A 15,268-nucleotide genomic window follows, 5' to 3' on the forward strand; every position below is an offset into this window, starting at 1 on the left:
AAACGGGCAGATTCCGTTGCAGATTCTTTGGCCATACACCGGGGAACATCCGGTCCCGTCAAGGCCGGCAGGCAAAATCCCTGTTCAGGGTTACTTTCGGCCCGATTCTACCGCCCACGCAGCCGTTCCAGCACGTCGGAGGAGGCAAAACCGTCGGCGGGGACGCCGATCGAGGCCTGGAAGTTGCGCAGCGCCTCCCGGGTCTGGCCGCCGAACTGGCCGTCCGGGGTGCCCTTGTAGAAGCCGCGCTGGGCCAGCAGCTGCTGGAATTCCAGGCGCTCGGTCCGCGACAGCTCCCGTTCCTGCCGTGGCCAGGGCTGCACGAAGGGCGCCCCGCCGCGCAGGCGGTCGGCGAAGTGGCCGATCGCCAGCGCATAGGCCTCGGCCGGGTTGTACTTCATGATGACCCGGTAGTTCTGGAGCATCAGGAAGCCCGGCCCTTGCGCGCCCGCTGGCGCCAGCAGATAGGCTTTCTCCGCCGGATGCGGGAAGGGCTGGTTGGCCGGCCGCTTGAGCCCGAGCTTTTCCCATTGCGCGATCGTCATCGCCTTGGCGCGGTCGGCCAGCATGTAGTTGAATCCCTGGGGCACCACCACCTCAAAGCCCCAGGTCTGGCCGGCCTGCCAGCCGTCCTTCTTCAGGTTGTTGGCGGTGGACGCGATCAGGTCGGTGGGATTGTCGACGACGTCGCGCCGTCCGTCGCCATCGCCGTCCACGGCAAAGCGCTTGAACGCGGTCGGCATGAACTGGGTCGGGCCGAAGGCGCCGGCCCAGGACCCGCGCATCTGCTCAGGCCTGAGGTCGCCGCGATTGAGGATCTCCAGCGCGGAGAGGAATTCGTCCTTGAAATAAGCCTGGCGGCGGCCGACGCAGGCGAGCGTCGCAGTGGATTGTAGCACGCTGCGGTCGCCCATCTGCGTCGAGTAATTGGACTCGATGCCCCAGATCGAGGCGATGATGTAACGATCGACGCCGGTGGCCTTTTCGGTGGCATCGAACTGCGCCTTGTACTTGGCGAGCACCTCGCGGCCCTTGGCGAGGCGGTTGTCGTTCACGAGGATGTCGAGATAGTCCCAGATCGACTTGGTGAACTCCGGCTGCGAGTCCATCAGGTCCATGATGCGCAGGTCGGGCGCGAGCCCCGCGGTGAAGCGTTGAAAATTTTCCTGGGTGATGCCGCGCCGTGCGGCATCGGGCCACATCCCTGCAACACAATTGTCAAAATTGCCGGCGGCCTCGCGGATCGCCGCCGCCGTCATCAGCGGATGGCCGGAGGCGCCGTCCTCGCCGCTCCAGGGTTGTGCGCCGCCGGGGCCTGGCGGGGCTTGCGCAGGCGCCGGATTGGAGCCCGAGAAAATGCCGCCGAACAGGTTCGACAGGCCGTTCTGCGCCTGGGCCTGCGCGCAAGCCGGCAGCAGCAAGGCAGCCGCAACCAACGCTCCGCTGGTCACGGATCCAGCACGTTTTGCCAGCCCTGCCACTGATTGCATCATGTCCCACCTGTCCGGCCAAAAATCCGCCATCAGGAGGCCCGGTTGCGGTTGCCAATAGCCTAACAAAGATGAAATTTTGGTGTCGGCCTTTTTCTCAACTCCGTGAGGGCGAGGCCCCACATCCGCCTTTGTTAGCGGCTGCAAACAAGCTAGCAAGATCACATTGCTCCGTTCACGTCCTCAGGTATTCGATCGATCCCATGAAAATTCGCAAAGCCGTCTTCCCCGTCGCCGGCCTCGGCACCCGCGTCCTGCCCGCCACCAAGGCGATGCCGAAGGAAATGCTGACCATCGTCGACAAGCCGCTGATCCAGTACGTCTATGACGAGGCGAGGGAAGCTGGCATCGAGCACTTCATCTTCGTCACCGGCCGCAACAAGAATGTCATCGAAGATCATTTCGACAAGATGTTCGAGCTCGACGCGACGCTGGCTGCGCGCAGCAAGAAGGCCGAGCAGGAGATCCTGGCGCAGAACCAGCCGGAAGCCGGCGCCGTCAGCTTCACCCGCCAGCAGGCGCCGCTCGGCCTCGGCCACGCGGTCTGGTGCGCGCGCGACATCGTCGGCAACGAGCCGTTCGCGGTCGTGCTGCCCGACGAGCTCGTGCTCAACACGCCGGGCTGCCTGAAGCAGATGATCGAGATGGCATCCTCGCTCGGCGAGAAATCCAACCTGGTCGCGGTCGAGGCGGTGCCCGACCATCTCACCCATCAATACGGCATCTGCGGTGTCGGCAAGCGCAGCGGCAAGATGTTCGAGGTCGACGGCATGGTCGAGAAGCCGGCCAAGGGCACTGCGCCCTCCAACCTCTCCATCACCGGCCGCTACATCCTCCAGCCGGAGATCTTCAAGATCCTGGAGACCCAGGAGCGCGGCGCCGGCGGCGAGATCCAGCTCACCGATGCCATGATCGGCCTCGCCAGGTCGCAGAAGTTCTACGGCGTCGAGTTCGAGGGCGAGCGCCATGATTGCGGCTCCAAGCCCGGCTTCCTCCGCGCTAACATCGCCTACGGCCTGAAGCGCCCGGAATTGCGCGACGGGCTGATCGCGGAGATGAAGAAGTATCTGGGGCAGTGACATCGAAGGCGGACGCCTTCGATGTCATCCCGGGATGGTCCGAAGGACCAGACCCGGGATCTCGAGATTCCGGGTTCGGCTCTTCGAGCCGCCCCGGAATGACAGCCTGGATCACGCCACGAACGACGAGTCTCCGCCAAACCACTCCCTGTGGTTATGGGTCCCGGCCCGCGTGCGCAATTGCGCACTAGGCCGGGACGACATCGAGAGTGTTGCGGATTGCATCGCGCCTAACGACAGCCGCGTGCCCTCACGCCACCAGCGACAGCTTCGGCAGGCTCGCGACCACGGACTGGTTGCGGCCGCCGGCTTTGGCGGCATAGAGCGCCTTGTCGGCGGCGGCGACCAGGATCGACCAGTCCATGCCGGCGGCGGGGACGAGGCTGGCGATGCCGCAGGAGACGGTCGACGTCGTCGCATCGTCGGACCAGCCCTGCACCTTGCAGCGGATCGCCTCGGCGATGTTGAAGGCGTCGGTGGCCGAAGTGTTCGGCAGCAGCACGGCGAATTCCTCGCCGCCATAGCGCGCGGCGCAGTCGCCGGCGCGGCTCACCGAATCGGAAATGCAGATGGCGATGCCGACCAGCACCTGGTCGCCGGCCTGGTGGCCGAACGTGTCGTTGTAGGCCTTAAAGTGATCGGCATCGATCATCAAGAGCGCGAGCGGCGTCTTCTGGCGCATCGCGCGCCGCCATTCGACGTCGATGACGGAATCGAACTTTCGGCGGTTCTTCAGGCCGGTGAGCGCGTCCGTCGTCGCCATCTCCTCGAGCTTGCGCTCGGCCTCGGCGCGCCGGCCGATCTCGCGTGCGAGCACGAGCGTCGATCCCAGCACGAACAGCGCAAGCGCCAGCACCACGGCGCCGATGCGATAAGCTTCCTTCTGCCACAGTGCGAACACGGCACTCAGGGGCTTGCCCGCCACCACGAACAGCGGATTGCTTCCGCCGCTGCGGACATAGAGCCGCGGGGTGCCGTCGATCGGTCCCTGTCCGGCGAACGCGCTGCCGACCTTCAGATTGTCGGCCTTCCAGGCCGGCCGCTCGGCGAGGTTCTTGCCGATCACATCGAGATCGAACGGCCGCCGCATCATGATGGTGCGGTCGCGCTTGAGCACGGTGATGGTGTCCTCGGGATCGAGGCTCAGACGCTCGAACAATTCGTGGAAATAGCTGAAGCGGATCGAGCCGGCGACGACGCCGAGGAAGCCGCCGTCGGTGTCGCTGATGCGCCGGCTGAGCACGATGGAATAGGCGCCGCGGAACAGCATCGGCCGGCTGATGAAGAGCCCGGCTCCGGGGTTTTCGCGGTGAACCCTGAAGTAATCCTCCTCGCTCCTGACCTCCGGCAGGGGATCGAGCGTGGAAGCGTCGATGGTCAGCCTGCCGTCGGCATCGAACACCTGGATGGCACCGAAATGCCGTGCCGTGGTCGCATGGTCGAACAGGATGAGGTGGCGGATCGCCTTGGAGACCGTGGCAAGCTCGGGCAGCAGCATGTTGTTGGCGACCGCCTTCAGCGACAGGTCGTAGATCTCGATGTTGCGGCTGATGTCGGACTCGATGGTCGTCGCCAGGTTTTCCAGCGTCTGGCGGGCGAGCGCCTCCTCGCCGCGGCGCATGTCGAGCATGACGTTGACGCAAATGGCGGAAAAGCCGATCACCGTCACGACGGACGAGATGATAAGCAATTTCGCCGAGACTCGCCACGGCCGGCGGGCCATGACTTCGCGCCACCCAGACAGCATCGTTTGCTCCCTGTCCTAGTGGATGCGCCCGAAAGCTTGAGTAGTGTTTAAGGTAGGACGGCACTGCCGCAATGAGTTAAGAAACGGTTTATGCGGCTCACGGTTTTGGGCAGGCTTGATCGGGCAAATCCGGCTTCGGACGAGAGGACGACGGTGAACGACTACGACGCGTTGCGCGACTATCTGCTGCGGCAGAAGCAGGACGAATTCGTGCTGAGCTTTGAACAGATCGAGGAGATCATCGGCGCGGCCCTGCCGCGCGCGGCGAACCGCGCCTCGTGGTGGGACAGCCTGCGCAGCCCCGACATCCAGATGCCGCAGCGCGAGGCCTGCCTCGCGGCCGGGTTCGTGGCGACACGGATGCCGGACGGCGCGAGCGTGCGGTTCACGAAGAAGAAGTCGCAGAAACGGTGGTAGCGAGCCGCATGATCCTGCGCTGGCTGAGGGGGATTTCTGGCGCAGCGCTGATCGGATTGGGCGTGCTCTTCGCGCTGGCCTTCGAGGCCCGCTACTGGCGCTGGCGCAACTGCTTTAACGAGCTCGGCCGCTGCTACGACCCGGTCTCGCAGGACGTCTATCTCGAGCAGGCGGGAATGGTCTGGGGCGGTCTTGCGGCGATTTCGCTACCGGTTGGTCTCGGCTTGGTCATGGGGTTGCGCCGCAGGCCGAGCTAGATCAGGTGGACGCGCGATCCGCCGCGAGCGTGAGAACGGTTGCCGCTAGCCGCGGTGCCGAACCAAGGCCTTCATTGGCGCTCACGGGGCCAGCGTTCGTCGGCGGCGTGTGCTCGTATCAGACATCGGGTCGTCTGCCGGTCGCAGGCGCGCATGCACACGTTCTGGCGGCCCCGAACGTCACCAGCCCCGCCGGTGTAGTCGGCACATGTGCCGACGCAGTTTGCGCCTCGATCCTCGCATCGTGCAGCCGTCACTGCTTCGGCCGACGAGGCGAGGAACATTCCGGTGCCTATGAGGGTGATCGCGTAGAAAAGGTGCCGGGTCATCCGTGACTCCTGAGAAGGACGCTTGGTTTGCTCATCCGGGCCGTTGCGCTTGACGCGTGTGGGCACGCCGAGAACGACAGTGGTGAGCCCAACGACCTCGATGACGAAACCGTTCTGGATCGAATGCTGCGCGCCATTTTTCGCGGCGGTTGAGCAGAGGCCCATTGATCTGGATCAAGCACGGCCTCATCGGCACCTCACCCCGCGCGCTTCGCGGGCGGCCCCTCAAAATGGGGAGAGGGAGGTTAGCTCGCCGCTTCCAGCCGCACTTCCGTCAGCAGCCGCATCGCCGCGTCCGCGTCCATCGGCTCGCCGAAGGCAAAGCCCTGCGCGTATTCGCAGCCCATCTGGTAGAGCTCGACCGCGTCGGAATCCGTCTCGGCACCTTCGGCGACCACGTCCATGCCGAGGTCGTGCGCCAGCGCGATGATCGACTTCAGAATCACCGGACGGGTGCCGCGGTTGGTGGTGCGCACGAACGACTGGTCGATCTTGATGGTGTCGAACGGGAAGCGCTGGAGATAGGCCAGCGAGGAATGGCCGGTGCCGAAATCGTCGAGCGACAGCCCGGTGCCGAGCTCGCGGATGCGCGTCAGCATCTGCGCCGCGTGCTCCGGATTCTCCATCACCAGCGATTCCGTCAATTCGAGCTTCAGCGTGCCGCGCGCCACCGAGGAGCGCGACAGCACGGTGCGGATGTCGTGGATCAGGTCATGGCGCAGCAATTGCCGCGAGGAGACGTTGACGGAGGCAAAGATCGGCTCGCGCGAGCGCATCGCGCGCTGCCACACCGAGAGCTGCTTTGCGGTCTGGTCGAGCACGAACATGCCGAGGTCGACGATCAGGCCGGTCTCTTCGGCGATGGTGATGAATTCCGACGGCGCCATGCGTCCGAGCTTGGGGTGGTCCCAGCGCGCCAGCGCCTCGAAGCCCGCGACGGAGCGGTCCTCCAGCCGCACGATCGGCTGGTAGAGGATGGTGAGCTCCTGCCGCTCGATGGCGCGGCGCAGCTCGCTCTCCAGCGTCAGGCGGTCGGTTTTTCGCGCGCGCATCGCCGGCTTGTAGACGTCGATGCGGTCGCCGCCGATGCGCTTGGAGTGATACATCGCCAGCTCGGCATCCTTGATGATCTCGTCCGTCAATTGCGTCTGAGGATCAGAAAGCGCGAGCCCGATTGAGGCGGTGAGAAAGATCTCGCGCTCGTTGAAGGCGATCGGCGCGCGGATGGTCTTGCGGATGGTTTCGGCGAAGGCGGTGATGCGGGCAGGATCCTGCTCCGAGAGCAGGATCAGGCCGAACTGGTCGCCGGCGAGCCGCGCCAGCGTGTCCTGCGGCTTCAGGATGCGGGTGAGGCGGCGGGCCAGCGTCAGCAGGATGGAATCGCCGACCGCGATGCCGACGGAATCGTTGACCTGCTTGAAGCGGTCGAGGTCGATCACCATCAGCGTCGGCCGCAGCGTCGGCATGGTCTTGGCGAAATGCGCGACCGCACCTAACCGGTCCATGAACAGCTTGCGGTTGGGCAGGCCGGTGAGGTTGTCGTGCACGGAATCGTGCAGCAGGCGTTCCTCGGCGTTGCGCAACTCGGTGACGTCGGTGAGCGTGCCGACCACGCGCGAGACCTCGCCGTCGGAGCCGACCACCGGCCGCGCCTTCAGCGCGAACCACATGAAGTGCCCGTCGGGCGTGCGCAGGCGGAAATCCTGCACCAGGCGGCCGCGGCGCTGGTCGAGCACGCTGTCGAGCGCGGCGCGGAAACGGTCCTGGTCGAGCGGATGCAGCACTTCCAGCCACGATGCCGCCGGGCCTTCCAGCGTGCCGCGCTTGAGGCCGAGCAGGGCTTCGGTCTCCGGGCTGGTGAAGACCTTGTCGGCGGAAACGTCCCAGTCCCAGATCAGATCGCCGGAACCGGCGAGCGCCAGCGCGCGCCGCTCGATGTCGGAGACGACGCCGGTGGTGGCGCCGCCGCCGGCGAAGGCGTGCTGCATCACCGTGAAGCCGATCAGCATCACGATCAGCACGAGGCCGCCGAGCAGCGCCGGGCCGACGATGTCGTTGGTGACGGAGCCTGCCACCGTCATGCCGGCCGCGACCACCCAGACCACGAGGAGGAACCAGGTCGGGATCAACAGCACCGCGCGGTCGAAGCCGTGGGTGGAGAGATAGACGATCAGCGCGAAGCCGGCGAAGGCGATCAGCACCAGCGAGATGCGCGCGATGCCGGAGGCCACGGCCGGGTCGAACAGCGCCAGCGCGACCAGCGAGCCGAGGAAGGCGAGCCAGCCCACCGTGATGTGCGAATAGCGCACATGCCATCGACTGAGGTTGAGATAGGCGAACAGGAACACCAGCAGCGTCGCCGCCAGGATCGCTTCACCCGCCGCGCGCCAGATGCGCTCGGCGTTGTTCGACATGTCGAGCACCTTGCCCCAGAAGCCGAAATCGACCCCGATATAGACCAGCACCGCCCAGGCCAGCGCCGCGGCCGCCGGGAACATGATGCTGCCCTTGACGACGAACAGGATGGTGAGGACGAGAGCCAGGAGCCCCGAAATGCCGATCACGATGCCCTGGTAGAGCGTGAAGGAGTTGACCTTGTCCTTGTAGGCTTCCGGCTCCCACAGATAGAGCTGCGGCAGCTTGTCGGTGCGCAGCTCCGCGACGAAGGTGATGACGGCGCCGGGGTCGAGCGTGACGCGGAAGACGTCGGCGGTCGGGCTTTCCTGCCGCTCCGGCCGGTCTCCGGTCGAGGGCGTGATGGTCGCGATGCGCGACAGCCCGAGGTCGGGCCACAGCAGGCCTGACGAGACGATGCGGTAATGCGGGGCGACGATCAGGCGGTCGAGCTGGTCGTCGGTGTTGTTGGCGAGCGCGAACACCACCCAGTTCTGGCCGCCCTCGCGGGCGCGCACCTCGATGCGGCGGACGATGCCGTCGGTACCGGGCGCGGTCGAGACCTGGATGCGGTCGGCATCGCTGCGCTGGTGCTCGAGCACGCCGGTGAGGTCGATCGCGGGCGCGTCACCGCGGACGCTGACGGCGTCGAGCGCGCGCGCCGGGAGCGCGGCGACAACAATCATGAGGCCCAGCGCAATGGGCGCGAGGCACCTGATCAGACGCAAGGTCAGTTCTCCGCGTTCGACGCAAACTTCGTGTGCAAGGCGATTTCAGACCGGACGGAATTGGTTCGGTGCGTCGCGATAGATGCCACGAAAGCAAGGAAAATCAAAGGGTTTCCGCCTTGCCCAGTGGGTCAGAGGCCTAGGCCTCCAACACAATTTTGCCAATATGTGCGCTCGTCTCCATGCGCCGGTGGGCATCGGCCGCCTTTTCCAGCGGGAAAGCGCTGTCCATCACCGGTTTGACCCGGCCTTCGCGCAGAAGCGGCATCACTTTCGCCTCGATCGCGGCCACCATCGCCGCCTTGTCCGCATTACTACGGGGGCGCAGCGTCGAGCCGGTATGGGTCAGGCGCTTGACCATGACCTTGGCGATGTTGACGCTGACCTTGGGGCCGTTGAGGGTCGCGATCTGGACGATGCGGCCGTCGACCGCGGCGGCGTCGTAATTGCGGTCCACATACTCGCCGGCGACCATGTCGAGGATCAGGTTGACGCCGGCATTGCCGGTCTCCGCCTTCACCACGGCGACGAAGTCTTCGGTCTTGTAGTTGATGGCGCGGTCGGCCCCGAGCTTGAGGCAGGCATCGACCTTGTCCTGCGAGCCGACGGTGACGAACACCTTCGCGCCGAACGCCTTCGCAAGCTGGATCGCCATGGTGCCGATGCCGGAGGAGCCGCCATGGATCAGCAGTGTCTCGCCGGCCTTGAGGCCGCCGCGCTCGAACACGTTGTGCCAAACCGTCATCAGGGTTTCCGGCAATGCGCCGGCTTCCTTGATCGACAGCGCCGGCGGCACGCTCATCGCCTGGGCGTCCTGGGCGATGCAGTACTGCGCATAGCCCCCGCCGGCGACCAGCGACATCACCTTGTCGCCGATCTTGTGCCGCTTGGCATTGCTGCCGACGGCGACGACTTCACCGGCGATCTCGAGGCCCGGCAGGTCGCTGGCACCGGGCGGCGGCGGATAGGCGCCGGAGCGCTGCGCCACGTCGGGCCGGTTGACGCCGGCGGCCTGCACCTTGACCAGGATCTCGTCGGGACCGGGCTGCGGCAGCGCCCGTTGTTCCGGCACCAGCACCTCCGGTCCGCCGGGCTTGGAGATGGCGACCACGGTCATTTGCGCGGGCAGCTTGTCCATGATGTGTCCTTGAGCAAAGGTGCGGGAGGAGACGAGGCCATTGCTTAGCCAGCGCGGTCCAAGCTGGCAACCGCCTCAGCCGTGTACCGGCTACCGGCGCGAACGCAGGAGGAACGATCATGGCGACGGAAGACGATGACCGCCCGCGCAAGAAGATCACACATGAAATCGGACAGGATCTCTCACTGTTGTCAGTGGAGGAACTGACCGAGCGCGTCGCCCTGCTCAAGACCGAGATCGCAAGGCTGGAAGAAGCCGCCGCGAAGAAGCGCGCCTCGCGCGATGCGGCGAACAGTATTTTCAAGTCGTAGGCGCTGTCGTCCCGGCGAAGGCCGGGACCCATGCCTCATTGAGTGCGCCGTCATTCCGGGGCGGCGCGCCAGCGCCGAGCCCGGAATCCATAATCACAGGCCGTTGAAACGGGTTGGCTGATAGAGGCGGGCCATTCCGTCCGCCTGTGGTTATGGATTCCGGGCTCGCGACTTCGTCGCGCCCCGGAATGACGACGGAGAGTTTGTTCCGCAGTGCACTCGGCCACTGACCGACATGGCTAACGAACCCTCAAAAAATTAACTCGTTTACCGTCGATTAAGCTTTCGGGTTTATGACTGGAACTGTCCTCGTTTGGACACCGAGTGGCTCCTGTCCACTCTGTTTGACGCCTCCCTGTTATCAACTTTCAAAGCCGCCGGTCTTCCGGCGGCTCTTTTTTGCGTCTCGTTGCGGTTGAATTCCGAGGAAAGACCCGCGGAAACCATATCCGTGCTTGTCGCTGGACTCCGCGTCCCGCCCGCGCAATGATTTGTTCATCATAAGCCGGCGCAAAGCCGGACAGGTAAACAGTTGCGTAAGGGGCGTTAACCATGGAACGTTTGCAGGCCGACGGCGCTCTCGTTCAACTCAGCGAGCGGTTCACCAATTCTGCGGCGTTCGGCACGCTGTTCCGCGAGGGCATGGATCTCGTCGAAGAGACCGCCGCCTATCTCGACGGTGCCGGCCGTAGCGAGGCCAAGGCACTCGATCGCGCCGTCAGCCTCACCTACGCGACCGAGAGCATGCGCCTGACCACCCGCCTGATGCAGCTCGCCTCCTGGCTGCTGCTGCACCGCGCGGTGAAGGAAGGCGAGATGACGCTGGTCCAGGCCAACCGCGAGAAGACCAAGGTCAAGCTCAGCGCGGCCGATCCGGGCCCCGCCGACACCATCGAGAAGCTGCCCTCGCAGCTCCAGGATTTGATCCATCGCTCGATGAGCCTGCAGACCCGCGTGCGCCGCCTCGACACCACCATCCACACCCCGCCGGCCGAGCACATCGCGATTGGCAACCCGCTGGTGCCGCATCTCAACGCGCTGAAGGCCGCGTTCGAGCGGTAAGCTTCAATCCGCGCACTTGATGTCCAACCGTCACCCTGAGGTGGCCGCTTCTTCAGCGGCCCTCGAAGGGCGACGGCCCGGCTGCTGCATCTCGGCCGTTCATCCTTCGAGGCTCTCCACGCGACGCCTTGCGTCGCATGGCTCGCGCCTCAGGATGACGGGGAGAGAGTGGGGTTGCGTCGTCACAAACAAAAACGCCCCCGGTCTCCCGGGGGCGTTTTTCGTCACGGCCGAAACGGCCGGATCAATCCTTCTTGAGGAAGCCCGAGAACTTCTTCTGGAAGCGCGAGACGCGGCCGCCGCGATCCATGATCTGGGCGTTGCCGCCGGTCCAGGCCGGGTGCGACTTCGGGTCGATGTCGAGGTTCAGGGTGTCGCCTTCCTTGCCCCAGGTCGAGCGGGTCAGGTACTCGGTTCCGTCGGTCATCACGACCTTAATCGTATGATAATTCGGATGAATTTCGGCTTTCATGGCAATTCCCTGGGGCGACCGGCGCCTTGCTTGAGTGGCTATCGAATGACGGATTTGGCCGGCTCTATACCCCACAGGACCCTTCAAAACAAGCCATTGTGGGCAAAGGAGAACCGGGCCGTCCCCTAAGGGACATCCCGGATTTGCCACTCCCCCCGCACCGGCCTATGTGGAGTTAACTTGTCTCCTTGGGTCGGATGTCATGAGCGCAGTGGAACGGCTTGACGATCGGTACCGCGATGAGGGCACAGCCGCGCCCGCCGAGACCCCGTCGATCGAGGCCGAGCTGATCGAGCAGCCCGCCAAGAGCCGCGCCAAGCTGCGGCCGCTGCTCGCGCTCGCGCCCTATGTGAGCCGCTATCGCGGCCGGGCCGCGCTGGCCTTCGTCGCGCTCACGGTCGCCGCGCTGACGACGCTGCTGGTGCCGGTCGCGGTGCGCCGGATGATCGATTTCGGCCTGACGCCTGAGGGCATCGAACTGATCAACAGCTACTTCTCGGTGATGATCGCGGTCGTCGCCGTGCTCGCGCTGGCGAGCGCCGCGCGCTACTACCTCGTGATGACGATCGGCGAGCGCATCGTTGCCGACCTCAGGCGCGACGTCTTCGCCCATCTGCTGTCGCTCTCGCCCGCCTTCTTCGATTCGGCGCGCAGCGGCGAGCTGATCTCGCGGCTCACCGCCGACACCACCCAGATCAAATCCGCCGTCGGCGCCTCGGTGTCGATCGCGCTGCGCAACCTGATGATGTTCTTCGGCGCCGCGGCGATGATGGTGATCACCAGCCCGAAGCTGTCGGGCTTCGTGCTGCTGGCCATTCCCCTGATCGTGCTGCCGCTGGTCGCCTTCGGGCGCTGGGTGCGGCGTCTGTCGCGCAATGCGCAGGACACGCTTGCCGAGGCCTCCGCCTATGCGGGCGAGCTGGTCGGCGCGATCCGCACCGTGCAGGCCTATACCAGCGAGCGGTTTGCCGAGAAGCGGTTCGGCGGCGAGGTCGAGCAGGCCTATGAGGCCGCGCGCACCTCGACGCAGGCGCGCGCCGTGCTCACCGCCATCATCATCTTCATCGTGTTCGCAAGCGTGGTCGCGATCCTCTGGATCGGCTCGCACGACGTGCTCACCGGCGCCATCTCGCCGGGCCGGCTCGGCCAGTTCGTGCTCTATGCCGCGTTCGCGGCCGCGGGCCTCGGCCAGCTCAGCGAGGTCTGGGGCGAGGTCTCGGCGGCCTCAGGCGCGGCCGAGCGCCTGTTCGAGATCCTGCATGTGCAGCCCGACATCAAGGCGCCGGCGTCACCGCGCGCGCTGCCGGTGCCGGCGCGCGGCGAGGTCGGGTTCGACCAGGTCAGCTTCGCCTATCCGGCGCGGCTCGACGTCAAGGTGCTGGACGCCGTGTCGTTCACGGTGCGCCCCGGCGAGAAGGTCGCGATCGTCGGTCCGTCCGGCGCCGGCAAGAGCACGATCTTCCATCTGCTGCTGCGCTTCTACGATCCGCGCAGCGGCGCGATCTCGCTCGACGGCGTGCCGGTCAGGTCCGCCGATCCCCGTGATTTCCGTTCCCGCATCGCGCTGGTGCCGCAGGAATCGAACGTGTTCGCCGCGAGTGCCCGCGAGAACATCCGCTTCGGCCGGCCCGATGCGACCGATGCCGAGGTCGAGCGCGCCGCCGAGCTCGCGCATGCCGCCGAGTTCATCCGCCGCCTGCCCGAAGGTTTCGACACCCCGCTCGGCGAGCGCGGCGTGACGCTGTCCGGCGGCCAGCGCCAGCGCATCGCGATCGCGCGCGCGATCCTGCGCGATGCGCCGCTGCTGCTGCTCGATGAAGCGACCTCCGCGCTCGACGCCGAGAGCGAGACGCTGGTGCAGACCGCGCTCGAAGAGCTGATGCGCCACCGCACCACGCTGGTGATCGCGCATCGCCTCGCAACCGTCCTGTCCTGCGACCGCATCCTGGTGATGGACCAGGGCAAGATCGTCGAGCAGGGCACGCATGCGGAGCTGGTTGCGGTTAACGGGCTTTATGCGAGGCTGGCGAGGCTGCAGTTCGAGGGGGCGTGAGGCGTCCCGCCGCCTTCCCAAATTCAGTGTCGTCCCGGCGAAGGCCGGGACCCATAACCCCAGGAAGAAGTTTGTCGAAGGCTCGTAGTGAAGAGTCTTCCCGCGGTACGGCCACCTGCGCCTATCGGTAGATCACGCGGTATGGGTCCCGGCCTTCGCCGGGACGACGTTGGAGAGAGACTGGCGCGCCGTAGCGACTACGCCCGCCAAATCATCTTCAGCACCGGCCGTCCCGAGGTCGGATTCAAATCGTCGCCGGCATGGGCAAAGCCGTTGCGCTCGTAGAAGCGGATGGCGCGGGCGTTGTCCTTGTTGACGAGCAACGTGACGCCTGAAGGTGACAGGCGCTTGGCCTCGTCCACCAGCAGCCTTGCCGCATCCGAGCCCCAGTGATCCGGATCGACCACGAGCTGGTCGAGATAGCCCTCGCCGTCGATGGTGACGAAGCCGGTCAGCGCGCCGTCCGCTTCCGCAACCACGATCGAGGCCTTCGGCACCAGATCCTTGCGCCAGCGCTCGCGCCACCAGTCCAGCCGCGCGGCGAAGTCGATCTGCGGATAGGCCTGCTGCCAGGTGCGATGCCAGAGGTCGATGGCGGCGGCCTCGTCCTCGGGGCGGTAGGGGCGGAGGTGGATCATGAGGTCGTCATGCCCGGGCTTGTCCCGGGCATCCACGAGAGGCGGCAAGCGCGGAAGCAAAGACGTGGATGGCCGGGACAAGCCCGGCCATGACGGTGGGGTGAGTATCGCGCGCCCCTCACCCCTACCGCTCCGTCAGCTTCAGCTCGATGCGGCGGTTGCGCTTGTAGGCGTCCTCCGTGTTGGCGGTGTCGAGCGGCTGGAATTCGCCGAAGCCGGCGGCGACGAGGCGCTGGGCCGGCACGCCGAGCGAGATCAGATATTGCACCACCGAGATCGCGCGCGCTGCGGACAGGTCCCAGTTCGACTTGAAGTTCGCACCGCTCACCGGGCGCACGTCGGTATGGCCGTCGACGCGCAGCACCCAGGCGATCTCGGCCGGGATCTTCTTGTCGAGCTCGATCAGCGCGTTCGCCACGGTGTCGAGCTCGGCGCGGCCCTCCGGCAGAAGCGTCGCCTGTCCGGTATCGAAGAACACTTCGGACTGGAATACGAAACGGTCGCCGACGACGCGGATGTCGGGGCGGTTGCCGAGGATGGCGCGCAAGCGGCCGAAGAATTCCGAGCGGTAGCGCGACAATTCCTGCACGCGCTGCGCCAAGGCGACATTCAAGCGAGACCCCAGATCGGCGATCCGGTTCTGCGATTCCTTGTCGCGCTTCTCGCTGGCATCGAGCGCCTCTTCCAGCGCCGCGAGTTGCCGCCGCAGCGCGCTGATCTGCTGGTTCAGCACCTCGATCTGCGCCAGCGCCCGCGCCGAGACCGCCTTCTCCGAATCCAGCGCCTTGCCGAGCTCGGTGGACTTGCCCTGCGCGTCGTTGCCGGCGGCGGCTAAGCCGTCATAGAGACCCTTGATGCGGTCGCGCTCGGACTCCGCCGAGGCGAGGCCGGCCTTCAATTGCGAGACCTGGTCGTCGAGCGTGAGCTTGCCGAGCTTCTCCAGCGACAGCAGCTCGTTGAGCTGCGCGATCTTGGCGTTGAGCTGCTCCAGCGCCTTGTCCTTGCCGGTCACTTCCTGCGACAGGAAGAACTGCACCACCAGGAACACCGACAGCAGGAACACGATCGACAGCACCAGCGTCGACAGCGCGTCGACGAAGCCGGGCCAGTAGTTGAAGGCGCCTTCGCTGCGGCGGCCGCGCGCTAGAGCCAT

Annotated in this window: 14 protein-coding genes; 6 read left to right on the top strand and 8 right to left on the bottom strand. The window is 65.8% G+C overall.

The window, feature by feature from the left end; genetic code table 11:
- Positions 1–107: 107 nt before the first annotated feature.
- A complete protein-coding gene (locus BM118_RS17485) occupies positions 108–1,490 on the bottom strand; it encodes a lytic murein transglycosylase (protein WP_441299756.1) in 1,383 nt (460 codons plus the stop codon).
- A gap of 203 nt (positions 1,491–1,693) precedes the next feature.
- Here BM118_RS17485 and BM118_RS17490 point away from each other — a divergent pair, with 203 nt between their 5' ends.
- On the top strand, positions 1,694–2,569 hold the full coding sequence (locus tag BM118_RS17490; RefSeq protein ID WP_027544200.1) for a UTP--glucose-1-phosphate uridylyltransferase: 876 nt from the start codon (positions 1,694–1,696) through the stop codon (positions 2,567–2,569).
- Between the two features lie 250 nt (positions 2,570–2,819).
- On the opposite strand, the gene BM118_RS17495 is transcribed toward BM118_RS17490, so the two are convergent.
- Positions 2,820–4,316 carry a sensor domain-containing diguanylate cyclase gene (locus BM118_RS17495; RefSeq protein WP_092186748.1) on the bottom strand — a complete coding sequence of 499 codons (1,497 nt, stop codon included), beginning with the start codon at positions 4,314–4,316 and terminating at the stop codon, positions 2,820–2,822.
- Positions 4,317–4,469: 153 nt separating this feature from the next.
- Here BM118_RS17495 and BM118_RS17500 point away from each other — a divergent pair, with 153 nt between their 5' ends.
- Both BM118_RS17500 and BM118_RS17505 read left to right on the top strand, forming a co-directional pair.
- Entirely contained in the window at positions 4,470–4,733 is a 264-nt protein-coding gene (locus BM118_RS17500) for a DUF7662 domain-containing protein (protein WP_177234398.1), read from the top strand.
- 8 nt (positions 4,734–4,741) lie between these two features.
- Positions 4,742–4,990: a hypothetical protein gene (locus BM118_RS17505; protein ID WP_092186750.1), complete on the top strand. Its 249-nt coding sequence runs from the start codon at positions 4,742–4,744 to the stop codon at positions 4,988–4,990.
- A gap of 71 nt (positions 4,991–5,061) precedes the next feature.
- Here the strand turns inward: BM118_RS17505 and BM118_RS17510 are convergent, their stop codons facing one another.
- The 3 genes from BM118_RS17510 to BM118_RS17520 form a co-directional block, all read right to left on the bottom strand.
- The gene (locus tag BM118_RS17510; RefSeq protein WP_092186751.1) at positions 5,062–5,484 is read right to left on the bottom strand and encodes a hypothetical protein; all 423 of its coding nucleotides are present in this window, start codon (positions 5,482–5,484) and stop codon (positions 5,062–5,064) included.
- A gap of 80 nt (positions 5,485–5,564) precedes the next feature.
- Positions 5,565–8,441, bottom strand: coding sequence for an EAL domain-containing protein (locus BM118_RS17515; protein WP_177234399.1), 2,877 nt, complete (start codon positions 8,439–8,441; stop codon positions 5,565–5,567).
- 139 nt (positions 8,442–8,580) lie between these two features.
- A complete protein-coding gene (locus BM118_RS17520) occupies positions 8,581–9,579 on the bottom strand; it encodes an NAD(P)H-quinone oxidoreductase (protein ID WP_092186752.1) in 999 nt (332 codons plus the stop codon).
- Positions 9,580–9,698: 119 nt separating this feature from the next.
- Between BM118_RS17520 and BM118_RS17525 the strand changes: the two genes are divergently transcribed.
- Both BM118_RS17525 and rcdA read left to right on the top strand, forming a co-directional pair.
- A complete protein-coding gene (locus BM118_RS17525) occupies positions 9,699–9,890 on the top strand; it encodes a DUF1192 domain-containing protein (protein ID WP_011084320.1) in 192 nt (63 codons plus the stop codon).
- A 552-nt stretch (positions 9,891–10,442) separates the two neighbouring features.
- Positions 10,443–10,952: a protease adaptor protein RcdA gene (gene rcdA, locus BM118_RS17535; RefSeq protein WP_092186753.1), complete on the top strand. Its 510-nt coding sequence runs from the start codon at positions 10,443–10,445 to the stop codon at positions 10,950–10,952.
- Between the two features lie 244 nt (positions 10,953–11,196).
- Here rcdA and rpmE read toward each other — a convergent pair whose 3' ends face one another.
- Positions 11,197–11,424, bottom strand: a complete 228-nt coding sequence (gene rpmE / locus BM118_RS17540) for a 50S ribosomal protein L31 (RefSeq protein WP_025034016.1) — start codon at positions 11,422–11,424, stop codon at positions 11,197–11,199.
- Positions 11,425–11,626: 202 nt separating this feature from the next.
- Here rpmE and BM118_RS17545 point away from each other — a divergent pair, with 202 nt between their 5' ends.
- Entirely contained in the window at positions 11,627–13,477 is a 1,851-nt protein-coding gene (locus BM118_RS17545) for an ABC transporter ATP-binding protein/permease (protein WP_177234400.1), read from the top strand.
- 197 nt (positions 13,478–13,674) lie between these two features.
- On the opposite strand, the gene BM118_RS17550 is transcribed toward BM118_RS17545, so the two are convergent.
- On the bottom strand, positions 13,675–14,115 hold the full coding sequence (locus tag BM118_RS17550) for a GNAT family N-acetyltransferase (protein WP_092186755.1): 441 nt from the start codon (positions 14,113–14,115) through the stop codon (positions 13,675–13,677).
- Positions 14,116–14,239: 124 nt separating this feature from the next.
- Entirely contained in the window at positions 14,240–15,268 is a 1,029-nt protein-coding gene (locus BM118_RS17555; protein WP_092186756.1) for a peptidoglycan -binding protein, read from the bottom strand.

Origin of the sequence: Bradyrhizobium sp. cf659 (assembly GCF_900113725.1) — a bacterium.
Lineage (GTDB): Bacteria > Pseudomonadota > Alphaproteobacteria > Rhizobiales > Xanthobacteraceae > Bradyrhizobium.